Source organism: Sphingomonas alba (assembly GCF_023516555.1).
Lineage (GTDB): Bacteria > Pseudomonadota > Alphaproteobacteria > Sphingomonadales > Sphingomonadaceae > Sphingomicrobium > Sphingomicrobium album.
Map to the genome: position 1 here is coordinate 615,328 of NZ_JAMGBD010000001.1, position 12,125 is coordinate 627,452.

Genomic DNA, 12,125 nt, shown 5'->3' on the forward strand with positions numbered 1-12,125 from the left:
GGAGCAAGTCATGGCACGCAGCTGTCAGCGGCGTCGCGCTGCGCCTGCACGAGGACTGAAGCGCGCGTTGAAGGCGACTGTGACGCGGTCGTCCTCGGCCGCGTTCGGATGAACCCAGTGCAGCACATTGGCTGGAAACATCAGCAGCATGCCCGGCTTGGGTTTAAGGCTGCTCCGTCCGGAAGTGAAAGGCGCCTTGACCAGATTATCGGCAAGGCTGGGGCGCGTGTCGATGAACTCGATTTTGCCTGACGCATCATTGCCCGCCCCCTCCGGCGTCACGACGTAGTAAGTGCCGGACCACAGGTGGCCGGGATGGTCGTGCGGCGTGTTGTAGGCGCCCGTCGGATTGACGTTGATCCAGCCTTCGCACTCGATCTGCAGCTTGCTGAGATCCGCATTGGGCGCCAGCTTCAGTGTCGCCTGCTCCACCGCCTCACGAATGATCCCGGCGAGCTTCGCCTGCGCCTTCTCCTTGCGGCGGAACAGGTCATAGTCGGAATGCCAGCCCTGGCGGTTGCTGCGCACCGCTCCCTGCTCGCTCGCCCGGCGTGTCTCGATTTCCTTCAAGAGATCGCGATTCAGCGCCTCCGCATCGTCGACCAGGAAGGTGACAAGCGGCGTCGGGAACAGGTTCTGGACGTGCGCGAGCTTCAGCAATGTTTCGGTTCCCCCATGAAGCCCCATTCCAAGCGCAACTCACGGCGACGCGCAATGGCCTTGCCGCGATCATGCCGCTAAGCGCGTTCTAATGACTGTGCGATCGCTCTTCCCGACCCTGCTTTACGAGGCCGAGATTGGCGACGCGAACCTTCTCGGCGAGCTTGCCCATTCGATCCGCACACTCGCCCGCGACGATGCTGCCGGCATCGGCTGGAGCCGCGATAAGGCCTATCCGGGCTACACCAGCTATGCCTCGCTCAATGACCTGCCCAAACGCGATCCGGCGATCGCCGACCTGACCAAGCTGCTCGCCAAGCATGCCGCGAAATTCGCCGCCGACGCAAACCTCGACCTCGGCCGCAAACCGCGCCTCGACAGCTTGTGGGTCAACCTCCTGAAGGGAAGCGGGCATCATAGTGCTCACATCCATCCGCATTCGGTCATTTCCGGCACTTTTTACGTCGAGGTCCCTGCCGGCTCAGGCGCCATCCGCTTCGAGGACCCGCGGCTGCCGCTAATGATGGCCGCCCCGGCCCGCGACGGCAGTTTTGTCAGCATTGAGCCGCGACCCGGCCTCCTACTTCTCTGGGAAAGCTGGCTCCGTCACGAAGTCCTGCCCGGCCGCGGCAACGGCGAGCGCCTGAGCATCAGCTTCAATTTCGCGTGATCCGCCGCTAAGGCGCGCGCAAACCTCCTTAGAAAGTCATCGAATCCATGGGCTTCCGCTGCGGCATCGTCGGCCTGCCGAACGTCGGCAAATCGACGCTTTTCAATGCCTTGACCGAAACGCAGGCTGCGCAGGCGGCCAATTATCCCTTCTGCACGATCGAGCCGAACGTCGGCCAGGTCTCGGTCCCCGACCCGCGCCTCGACAAGCTCGCCGCCATTGCCGGTTCTGCCAAGATCATCCCGACCCAGCTCGCCTTCGTCGACATCGCCGGCCTGGTGAAGGGCGCGTCCAAGGGCGAGGGCCTCGGCAACCAGTTCCTCGGCAATATCCGCGAGGTGGACGCCATCGTCCATGTCCTCCGCTGCTTCGAGAATGACGACATCCAGCATGTCGAGAACAAGGTCGACCCGATCGCCGACGCCGAGACGGTCGAGACCGAGCTGCTCCTCTCCGACCTCGAAAGCCTCGAGAAGCGCGTCCCCAACCTCGTCAAGCGCGGCCAGCAGGGCGACAAGGAGTCGAAGATCGCTGCCTCGGTCCTCAGCCAGGCACTCGACCTGCTGCGGGAAGGCAAGCCCGCCCGCCTCACCAAGCCCAGGGACGACGAGGAAGCCCGCGTCTTCAGCCAAGCGCAACTGCTGACCGCCAAGCCAGTCCTCTACGTCTGCAACGTCAACGAAGACGAGGCCGCCAACGGCAATGCGCAATCAAAGCGCGTGTTCGAAAAGGCCCATGCCGAAGGCGCCGAAGCGGTCGTCGTCTCCGCCGCCATCGAAGCCGACCTTGTCACCATGGACATGGACGAACGCCTCGCCTTCCTGGAGGAAATGGGCCTGCACGAGACCGGCCTCGCTCGCGTCATCCGTGCCGGCTACGACCTCCTCCACCTCATCACCTTCTTCACGGTCGGACCCAAGGAAGCCCGCGCCTGGACCGTCGAGAAAGGCGCCAAGGCTCCGCAGGCCGCCGGCGAGATCCACACCGATTTCGAACGCGGCTTCATCCGCGCCGAAACCATCGCCTATGACGATTACATCGCGCTCAACGGTGAAGCGGGCGCGCGCGATGCCGGCAAGCTACGCCAGGAAGGCAAGGAATATGTCGTGAAGGACGGCGACGTCCTCCACTTCAAGTTCAACGTTTGAGCCGCCGAGCGTAGCGAAGCCAGCGCAGAGCGCCGCCTGAGCAGCGCGTAGAGTCGGCGAACCGCGGCCGACCTCGCGGAGCGAGGATCGACGGCGCGAATTCACTTCGCGCCGCTGCACTATGTCTAACGGCGCGCCTCGCGGAACAGGAGCCACGCGAGCGCGCCAGGAACAAGCACGCCGATATAGCTGGCCCACTGAGGGACGTGGCACGGACCGACGACCACCTCGAACGGCCTGACCAGGCGATAGACATGCACCAATGCCATCGCTGTGAAGATGAGCGCGGCGATGAGGGTGAATGGACGATTGTTGTTCATGGGCTCCTCCCCTCGCCCTTGAATAGCACATGCCGCCTCGCCTAGCCTCATCTCGTGAGCGGCCAGACAGATATCCAAGAGCAGGGTTTTCAGCGGAGCATGGCGGCCGCCCGCCGCAATCCACAACTGCTCCGTGCCGGTCAGGCATTGTTCGACAACGACCTGCCAACCGCGGAGAGCATCCTTCGCCCCTATCTGAAGCAGCGCCCGACCGACGTCGCTGCGATCCGCATGATGGCGGAACTGGCCGCCCGGATCGGTCGCCTTGTCGATGCGGAGAACCTGCTTCGACGCGCCCTGGAACTAGCGCCAGCCTTCACAGCGGCCCGCGCCAACCTCGCGACCGTCCTCTACAAGCAGAACCGCGCGCCCGATGCGATCGCCGAGCTGGAATTGATCGAGCGGGAAGGCGAGAGCAATCTCGGCCACGCCAGCCTCAAGGCGGCTGCGCTCGGACGGATCGGCGGGCATGACGAGGCCATCGAGCTCTATCGCATCCTGCTCGAAGCCCGGTCGGACCAGCCCAAATTGTGGATGAGTTATGCCCACATCCTCAAGACCGTGGGCCAGCAGGCTGACAGCATTGCCGCCTACCGTCGGGCGCTGGAGCTCGAACCGACGCTAGGCGAAGTCTGGTGGAGCCTCGCGAACCTGAAGACGATCAGGTTCGACGACGCCGACATTGCTGCCATCACGCATGCCTTGGCCAAGCCCGGCCTCGGCAAGCAGGATCGCTTCCACCTCCACTTCGCGCTGGGCAAGGCACTTGAAGACAAGGGTGAAGCCGAGGCCTCCTTTGCCCATTACGCGGAGGGCAACCGCCTGCGCCGCTCGCTGCTCGATTATTCCCCGGACGACATGCACCGCCATGTCGAGCGGTCGGTCGCCTTGTTCACGCCTGGCTTTTTCGCCGCTGGCGACGGCCAGGGCTGCGACAACAATGCGCCGATTTTCATCGTTGGCATGCCGCGGGCGGGCTCGACACTCGTCGAGCAGATCCTTGCCAGTCATCCGGCGGTCGAAGGGACGGCCGAACTACCCGACATTCCGGCTATTGTCCGTCGCCTCGAGGGGCCAAGAGAGCGCGGAGACCCAAGCCATTATCCGGAATGCCTCGCTGACATTGGGGCGGACGAGTTGAAGGGTCTTGGCGAGGAATATCTGGACCGCGCCGCCGCCCAGCGTTTCACGGACTGCCCGTTCTTCATCGACAAGCTTCCCAACAATTGGGCGCATGTCGGGCTGATCCGCCTGATCCTGCCCAAGGCACGGATCATCGACGCGCGCCGCCATCCGCTCGACTGCGGCTATTCCAATTTCAAGCAACATTATGCCCGGGGGCAGCGCTTCTCCTACGATTTGGCGGAGATTGGCGCTTATTATTCCGATTACGTCACGCTGATGCGCCACTTCGATGCGGTCCTGCCTGGCTGCGTTCACCGCGTCATTCACGAGGAACTGGTCGAGAACCCGGAACGCGAAGTCCGGCGCCTGCTCGATTTCCTCGGGCTTCCGTTCGATCCGGCTTGCCTCGCCTTCCATGAAAATCCGCGTGCCGTCAGGACCGCGAGTTCCGAGCAGGTGCGCCGTCCGCTCAACCGCGACGGCTTCGACCGCTGGAAGCCATTGGAAAGCCAGCTGGAACCGCTGAAATCCGCCCTTGGCCCAGTGTTGCAGGATTGGCACCGTTAGCGTCGAAAACGGCAATCCGGCACCACAGGTGATTGCACCCAAGTAACAAAAGCTTCACGCTTCTCCCCGGGGACACAGGGGAGACGGGCATGCGCCTGCAATCGCACAATACGCCAAAGTGGAAACGCGCCGCGACGGCGCTTCTCGCCACGACTTTCATCTCCGCGCCGCTCTATGCGCAAACCGCTCCGGCGGACCCGGCAGAAAAGCCGGCGGCAGCCGCCGCGCAAGAGAGCGAGGATATCATCGTCACCGCCCAAAAGCGGACCGAGAATCTGCAGGATGTGCCGATTGCCATCACGGCGATCACCACCAAGACCCTGGATGACCTTCAGGTGGACAGTTTCGAGGATTATGCCCGGCTTGTCCCGTCGCTTTCCTCAAAGGCCGGCGGTGGCGGCGGCAGCGCCGACGGACCAGGCACGAACAACGTTTATTTCCGTGGCGTCGCCAGCGGCGACAATGCCAACCATTCGGCGTCCCTGCCCAGCGTCGGCACCTATCTCGACGAACAGCCAATCACGACGATCAGCGGCGCGCTCGACATTCACATTTTCGATATTGCGCGCGTCGAGGCGCTCGCTGGCCCGCAGGGCACGCTTTACGGCGCGTCCAGCCAGGCCGGCACCGTCCGCATCATCACTAACAAGCCTGACCTCAGCAGCACCTATGGCGCGGCAAACCTTGAGCTTAACAAGGTCGCTCATGGTGATTGGGGTTATACGGGCGAAGGCTTCATCAACCTGCCGATTTCCAGTAACGTGGCTACGCGTATCGTCGGCTGGTACCGCCACGATGGCGGCTACATCGACAATATCCATGGGTCGCGCACTATGCGTGAAGTGGATTCCTCCGGCACACCGACCGGCGGCAGCTTTACCTTCGACAATGGCGCCCTGGCCGAGGATAATTACAACGACGTCGATACCTATGGCGCTCGTGCGGCCCTCAAGATCGATCTCAATGACAATTGGACGATCACGCCCCAGGTTATCGGCCAGGTTCAGAAAGCCGATGGGTCGTTCGCGGAAGAACGTGGTCTCGGCAAACTCGAAACCATGCAGTTCAACCCTGAATCGCTGAAGGACAAATGGATCCAGGCGGCCCTCACCGTCGAAGGCAAGCTCGGCAATTTCGACGTCACCTACGCCGGTTCCTATATGCGCCGGCAGGTCGATTCAGAGCTCGACTATTCGGATTATTCTTACTTCTACGATGAGCTCACGACTTACGGCGCCTATTGGTACGACAACGACTATAATCCGCTTCTTCCAAACCAGCTGATCCAGGCTGACGACAGCTACAAGAAAATGTCGCACGAGCTGCGCGTCGCCTCACCGAGCGACAAGCGCCTTCGCCTGATTGGCGGCCTCTTCTACCAGCGCCAGGAACATAATATCGAGCAAAACTACATCGTTCCGGGGCTGGCTGATGTCGCCAAGGTCCCCGGCACGAATGACATCTGGTACACAAAGCAGCTGCGCGTCGACCGGGACTACGCGGCATTCGGCGAGCTTTCTTTCGATATCACTCCGCAGCTGACGGCAACCGCGGGCGGCCGCTGGTACAAATACGACAACTCCCTGGTCGGCTTCTTCGGCTTTGCCAGCTACGTCGGCGATTGCTTCGGACCGTCCGAGATTTCGGGAACGCCCTGCACCAACCTCGACAAGCGAGTGAAGGACACCGGGTTCGTCCATCGCCTCAACCTGACCTACAAGCCCAATGAAGACATGTTGTTCTATGCGACCTGGTCGCGAGGTTTCCGGCCCGGCGGCGTCAATCGTCGCGGCACCTTCCCGCCCTACGATCCGGATTATCTGACCAACTATGAGGCGGGCGCAAAAATCAGCTTCGGTCACGGCTCGCACTTCAACGTCGCCGGCTACATCGAAGACTGGAAGGACATGCAGGTCTCGCTGCTGGGACAAAACGGCCTCACCGTCGTCCGCAATGTCGGTAAGTCACGGATCACCGGCATCGAAGCCGACCTCCTCCTGCGGCCGATGCCTGGCCTGACGTGGAGTACCGGCGTCTCATACAACCATGCCGTTTTACGGGAAGATTTTTGCTTTCAAGAAGGCGTAGTCGACTGCCGCAACGCCGGCCTTCAGGGCGGGTTGGATTTCCTGGCCGAAAAAGGTGACAAGCTGCCGCTCACCGCCCCGTGGAAGGGCAGCTCGGCTCTTCGCTACGAATGGAACCTCAATGCCGACCTCAAGGCCAACGTCCAAGGCGTGCTCACTTATGAGGGCAAACGCAAACGCGACCTGCGGCCTGGCATCAACGACATTTACGGCGATTTGAACTCCTATGCGGAGGTCGACATTTCGGCCGGTTTGGACAAAGGCCCATGGAGCGTCGATTTGTTCGCCAAGAACCTGTTCGATGTGCGCGGACAATTGTCGAAAGGCATCCAGTGCCGCGAGGAAATCTGCGGCGACCCGTTCGGCGAAACGGCCAGTGGCGGCAAGATCTATACGGTCGTCAGCCGGCCGCGCACGATCGGCCTTCGCGTCGGCCGCAAATTTTAGAGGACGCCGCTCGACCGGCCATGCTACCGCCCACTGCGTGAGCATGGCCGGGTAGAGCTAAGTGGGCGTGAAAGCTTCAATTATTGCCGATCCCCATGCTGCGTTGAAACAAGCGCGGCAGTTGCTGGCATCCGACCCAAAGACGGCTGAAAAGCAGGCCCGGCGCCTGCTGGAATCGCACCCAGACGATCCGGCGGCCTTGCGCCTGCTCGGCGCCGCTCTGCGCAAGCTTGGCAAGGCTGACGAAGCCACGCTGGCCGAGCGGCAAGCGGTTCAGCTTTCGACCCGCAGTCCCGCCCATCGCGAAGCCGCGCGCGCCATTGCCAACGGCGAAAAGAAGCGCGCCATCGCGATCCTCGAATCGATCATTGCGCGTGACGAAACCGACGTTGTCGCGCTCGTCATGCTCGGCCTGCAATTCTCCACCGAAAGCGAATACGAGGTTGCCGAATCCCTGCTTCGCAGGGCGGTCGAAGTCGCGCCCGAGGATGTGTCGGCGCGCATGACGCTCAGTGAGCACCTACATCGCGCTAAGCGTTCGATTGAGGCACTGGCCGTATTCGATCAACTCGCGCCCGACGCGCGTGCCACCGCAAACGCAATGTCGTTGCGCGCGAGCATACTTCGCGATCTTGGCCGCCAGGAAGAGGAGGTCGCCGTCCTCCAGCAGCTGGTCGCGACCGAGCAGCGGAACGAAAATTACCGCATCCGCCTAGGCCACGCCTTCCGTACGCTCGGGCGGGCGGATGAGGCGGTTGCGACCTATCGGGCCGTACTCGCCGGCGCCCCCTTCGAAGGCACGTCCTGGTGGAGCCTGGCCAACCTCAAAACCGTCAAGTTCCGCGACGCCGACATCGCGACAATGGAAAAGGGCCTGACGGTGCCCCAGGCGCACGTAATGAACCGGGTTCGCCTGCATTTTGCGCTCGGCAAGGCGTTTGAGGACCGCAAGGAAATCGAGCGTTCCTTCCACCATTATGACGCGGCCAATCGCCTGCGAAATGCATCGACGACCTACCGGCCGGAGCGCATCAGAGGATGGGTCGACCAGGCCGCCGATTGCTACAGCGAGGAATTCCTGTCGGGGAGCGCCAAGAATGCGTGCCAATCGGCCGAACCGATCTTCGTAATCGGCATTCAGCGGTCCGGTTCGACGTTGCTGGAGCAGATCCTCGACTCCCATCCGGACATCGAAGGCACGGCCGAGCTCACGGAGCTGCCGACGATCATCCGTGAGCAGGGCGAGGTCGCCCAGCGCCGCGGGATTTCCTTCAACGAACTCCTGCGCAGGATGAGTGCCGGCGAGCTTCGCGAGCTCGGCGAGGACTATTTGCGGCGCACCAGCGTTTACCGGCTGACCGACAAGCCCCGGTTCACCGACAAGATGCCGAACAACTGGATTTACGCGGGGGTGATCCGCAAGATCCTGCCCAACGCCAAGATCATCGATATGCGCCGGCACCCGCTCGACTGCTGCTTTTCCAACTGGAAGCAGCTCTACGGCCGCGGGCTGGAGCACAGCTACTCGATGGAGAACATGGGCCTCTACTATGCCGACTATGTCCGGCTGCTCCGGCTCGTCGACAGCCTCCAGCCGGGCAAGATCCATCGCGCCATTTACGAGCGGCTGGTCGAGGATACCGAAGGCGAAGTCCGCAACCTGCTCGACTATCTCGGCCTGCCGTTCGACGAGGCCGTCCTCAACTTCCATTCGAACGAGCGCTCCGTCCGGACGATCAGCGCGGAGCAGGTTCGCCAGCCGATCAACCGCAAGGGCCTCAACCAGTACAAGCCCTACGAGCAATGGCTCGGCCCGATGAAGACGGCTCTTGGCAGCGCACTGGACGATTGGCAGTCATGATCTACTGGGACGACGTGGAAGTCGGGGCCGAGCGTGTCTTCGGCACCTATGAGGTGACGCGCGAGGAAGTCCTCGAATTCGCGCGCAAATACGACCCCCAGCCCTTCCATCTGTCCGACGAGGAAGCCGCCAAGACCCATTTCGGCCGCCTCGCCGCCAGCGGCTGGCACACCGCCGCCATGACGATGCGCGTCATCGTCGACGCGATCACGGAAGACCAACAGGCTGGCCTCGGTTCGCCGGGTGTCGATGATTTGCGCTGGCAGAAGCCGGTCTATCCCGGTGACACGCTGACCGTGACCGGCACCGTCGTCGAAAAGACGCCCTCGCGCTCCAAGCCCGAAATCGGCAGCGTCCGCACCCAGACCATCGTCACCAACCAGGACCACGTCCCGGTCATGACCTACACATCCATCGTGCTGATGCGCCGGAACCCCGACGCGGACGCTTAGTCGCCCTCGAATTCTATCAGGCTAGCGACGTCGATCCCCTCGGCGCGCAGGGCCTCCGCGCCGCCGAGGTCCGGCAAATCGATGAGGAAGCGCGCACCGACGACATGGCCGCCTGCGCGCCGGATCAGCCGAGCCGCGGCGAGCGCTGTCCCGCCGGTTGCAATCAGGTCGTCGGCCAACAGCACCTTCGCTCCCGCCGAACATGCATCGACATGCATCGCCAGCCGGTCGGTGCCATATTCCAGGGCATAATCTTCGGCGATGGTCGCGCCGGGCAGCTTGCCGTCCTTGCGGATCAGCAGCAGGCCGCAGCCGAGCTCGCGCGCCAGCGCCGCGCCGAGGATGAACCCCCGCGCCTCCACGCCGGCAACCAGGTCCGGCGCTTCGCCGACCGTCGCGGCCAACCGCTCGACGGCCAAGCCGAATCCGCGCCCGTCGAGCAGCAGGGTGGTGACATCACGGAATTGGATACCGGGCTTCGGAAAGTCCGGGATGGTGCGGACCAGCGCCTTCAAATCATCGTTGGCGCTGGTCACGCAAACCTCGCTTAGCCCGCGACGCCGGCCTTCTTGGTGGCCCGGGTGCGTTTGGCCTTGTTGACCGGATCCAGCGGCCCGACCGGAGCGACCTTGCGCTTCGCCTCGGCCCAGATGTTCTGGTAGCTCAGATAGCCCAGGACCGTCCCGACCAGGAGGAACAGGAGCACCGCCCAGCCATAGTGATGGCGGTTCTCAAGCTTCGGCTCGGCCGTCCACACCAGGAACGCGGACACGTCCTTCGCCATCTGGTCGACCGTCGGCTTCGGATTGCCCTCGGCGTAAGTCACCTGACCATCGCTCACCAGCGGCTGCGGCATGGCGATGTTCAGATTGGCGAAATAGGGGTTGTAGTGCAGGCCCTGCGGCGTTTTCGCGCCCGGGAACTTCTTCACCAGCTCGGTTGGCTGGTTCCGGTAGCCCGTCAGGATCGAATAGACATAGGCCGCGCCGCCATGGCGCGCCTTGGTCATCAGCGACAAATCGGGCGGAAGCGCATTGTTGTTGGCCGCGCGCGCCGCGGTCTCATTGGCATAAGGCGCCGGGAAGTGATCCGCCGGCGTCGCCTTGCGGGTCGCGGGCTCGCCCGTGTCCGGATTGACCGAGGGAACTTCGGTCGCCCACTGGTTGGCGATCGCCTTCACTTCGGCTTCCGAATAGCCAAGCTCATGCAGGTCCCGGAACGCCACCAGCTTCATCGAGTGGCAGGCCGAACAGACCTCCTTGTAGATCTGGAAGCCGCGCTGGACCTGCTGGCGGTCGAAGCTGCCAAACGGACCGTCGGACTGCAAATGCAGCGCCTTCGGATGGACGTGATATTCCTCCTCCGCCGTCGCTTCCGGCGGGGATTGAATGTTGCCGACCAGGTTCACGAAGAAACTGATCACCGCAACGCCGGCGAAGACTAGGCCGACAAGAAAGCCAAGAATACGGACCATGGTCCCCTGTTCCCCTTAATTCGCCGGCTTCGTCTGGCCGATGGGCGCGGCTTCCGCCTTCTCGCCGTGCAGCACGCTTTCCGAAATCGAGCTCGGCAGCGGCAGCGGCGTTTCGAACTTCGAAACGAGCGGCAGGATGATGAGGAAGTGCGCGAAATAATAAGCGGTCGCCAGCTGGCCGAGCGCGATGTTCAGCGGCGTGATCGGCGCGCCGCCGACATAGCCGAGCACCAGCACGTCGAGGATCAGCAGGCCGAAGAAGCGCTTGAACACCGGGCGATAGCTGCCCGACCGGACCGGCGACTTGTCGAGCCACGGCAGGAAGAACAGCAGCAGGATCGAGCCGAACATCGCCGTCACGCCCCACAGCTTGGCCGGGATGATGACGTCGACGGTGAAGCTGCGCAGGATCGCGTAGAATGGCCAGAAATACCATTCGGGCACGATGTGCGCCGGCGTCGCCAGCGGGTTGGCCGGAATGTAATTGTCCGGATGGCCCAGATAGTTCGGCGCGAAGAAGGTCAGCACGCAATAAGCGAACAACAGCGCACCGGCGAACCAGCCGTCCTTCGCCGTATAGAACGGGTGGAAGGGCAGCGTGTCCTTCTCGGTCTTCACATCGACGCCGGTCGGGTTGTTCGACCCCGGGATATGCAGCGCCCAGATGTGCAGGACCGTCACCGCCGCAATCACGAACGGCAGGAGGTAGTGCAGCGAGAAGAAGCGGGTCAGCGCCGCCTGGTCAGGCGCATAGCCGCCCAGCAACCAGACGCGGATCGGCTCGCCGACGACCGGGAAGGCCGAGAAGAAGCCGGTGATGACCTGCGCGCCCCAATAGCTCATCTGCCCCCAGGGCAGGACGTAGCCCATGAACGCCGTCGCCATCATCAGCAAATAGATGACGAGGCCGAGCATCCACACCAGCTCGCGCGGCGCCTTGTAGCTTCCGTAGAAGAGGCCGCGGAAGATGTGGACGTAGACGACGATGAAGAAGAAGCTGGCGCCGTTCATGTGCGCGTAGCGGAGCCACCAGCCCGCATTCACGTCGCGCATGATGTGCTCGATCGAATTGAAGGCGCCGTCCGCCGACGCATAATAATGCATCGCAAGCACGATGCCGGTGACGATCTGGACGGTCAGGAAGATGCCGGCGGCGACGCCGAAATTCCACCAGTAGTTCAGGTTGCGCGGCACCGGATAGCCGCCGCCGATCGCGCCGTAGACCAGGCGCGGAAGCGGCAGGCGCTCGTCGAACCAGCGGCCAAGGCCAGTCTTCGGTTCGTAGGGCTTTGCCCAGGCGAAACTCATCCCCGT

11 protein-coding genes are annotated in these 12,125 nt (G+C 62.9%); 6 read left to right on the forward strand and 5 right to left on the reverse strand.

What is annotated here, in order from left to right:
* Positions 1-24: 24 nt before the first annotated feature.
* Complete coding sequence (locus tag LZ536_RS03185) at positions 25-660, reverse strand: TIGR02466 family protein (protein WP_249846847.1); 636 nt, start codon at positions 658-660, stop codon at positions 25-27.
* A 91-nt stretch (positions 661-751) separates the two neighbouring features.
* Between LZ536_RS03185 and LZ536_RS03190 the strand changes: the two genes are divergently transcribed.
* Both LZ536_RS03190 and ychF read left to right on the forward strand, forming a co-directional pair.
* The gene (locus LZ536_RS03190; protein WP_249846848.1) at positions 752-1,330 is read left to right on the forward strand and encodes a TIGR02466 family protein; all 579 of its coding nucleotides are present in this window, start codon (positions 752-754) and stop codon (positions 1,328-1,330) included.
* 47 nt (positions 1,331-1,377) lie between these two features.
* Positions 1,378-2,478 carry a redox-regulated ATPase YchF gene (gene ychF / locus LZ536_RS03195; RefSeq protein WP_249846849.1) on the forward strand — a complete coding sequence of 367 codons (1,101 nt, stop codon included), beginning with the start codon at positions 1,378-1,380 and terminating at the stop codon, positions 2,476-2,478.
* Positions 2,479-2,603: 125 nt separating this feature from the next.
* On the opposite strand, the gene LZ536_RS03200 is transcribed toward ychF, so the two are convergent.
* The gene (locus LZ536_RS03200; RefSeq protein WP_249846850.1) at positions 2,604-2,798 is read right to left on the reverse strand and encodes a TNT domain-containing protein; all 195 of its coding nucleotides are present in this window, start codon (positions 2,796-2,798) and stop codon (positions 2,604-2,606) included.
* Between the two features lie 99 nt (positions 2,799-2,897).
* On the opposite strand from LZ536_RS03200, the gene LZ536_RS03205 reads away from it, so the two are divergent.
* The 4 genes from LZ536_RS03205 to LZ536_RS03220 all read left to right on the forward strand — a co-directional run bounded on the left by LZ536_RS03205 (position 2,898) and on the right by LZ536_RS03220 (position 9,337).
* Positions 2,898-4,490 (forward strand): tetratricopeptide repeat-containing sulfotransferase family protein, encoded by a 1,593-nt coding sequence (locus tag LZ536_RS03205; protein ID WP_249846851.1) that lies wholly within the window; start codon positions 2,898-2,900, stop codon positions 4,488-4,490.
* A gap of 89 nt (positions 4,491-4,579) precedes the next feature.
* The gene (locus LZ536_RS03210; protein ID WP_249846852.1) at positions 4,580-7,024 is read left to right on the forward strand and encodes a TonB-dependent receptor; all 2,445 of its coding nucleotides are present in this window, start codon (positions 4,580-4,582) and stop codon (positions 7,022-7,024) included.
* A gap of 67 nt (positions 7,025-7,091) precedes the next feature.
* Complete coding sequence (locus LZ536_RS03215; RefSeq protein ID WP_249846853.1) at positions 7,092-8,885, forward strand: tetratricopeptide repeat-containing sulfotransferase family protein; 1,794 nt, start codon at positions 7,092-7,094, stop codon at positions 8,883-8,885.
* The gene (locus LZ536_RS03220) at positions 8,882-9,337 is read left to right on the forward strand and encodes a MaoC family dehydratase (protein WP_249846854.1); all 456 of its coding nucleotides are present in this window, start codon (positions 8,882-8,884) and stop codon (positions 9,335-9,337) included. The genes LZ536_RS03215 and LZ536_RS03220 overlap by 4 nt, the downstream gene beginning before the upstream one ends.
* On the opposite strand, the gene LZ536_RS03225 is transcribed toward LZ536_RS03220, so the two are convergent.
* The 3 genes from LZ536_RS03225 to LZ536_RS03235 are packed head-to-tail and all read right to left on the reverse strand — an operon-like array spanning position 9,334 to position 12,119.
* Entirely contained in the window at positions 9,334-9,873 is a 540-nt protein-coding gene (locus tag LZ536_RS03225) for an adenine phosphoribosyltransferase (protein WP_249846855.1), read from the reverse strand. The genes LZ536_RS03220 and LZ536_RS03225 overlap by 4 nt on opposite strands.
* 11 nt (positions 9,874-9,884) lie before the next feature.
* Positions 9,885-10,811: a cytochrome c1 gene (locus LZ536_RS03230; RefSeq protein ID WP_249846856.1), complete on the reverse strand. Its 927-nt coding sequence runs from the start codon at positions 10,809-10,811 to the stop codon at positions 9,885-9,887.
* 15 nt (positions 10,812-10,826) lie between these two features.
* Positions 10,827-12,119: a cytochrome b gene (locus tag LZ536_RS03235; RefSeq protein WP_249846857.1), complete on the reverse strand. Its 1,293-nt coding sequence runs from the start codon at positions 12,117-12,119 to the stop codon at positions 10,827-10,829.
* Positions 12,120-12,125 lie beyond the last annotated feature (6 nt).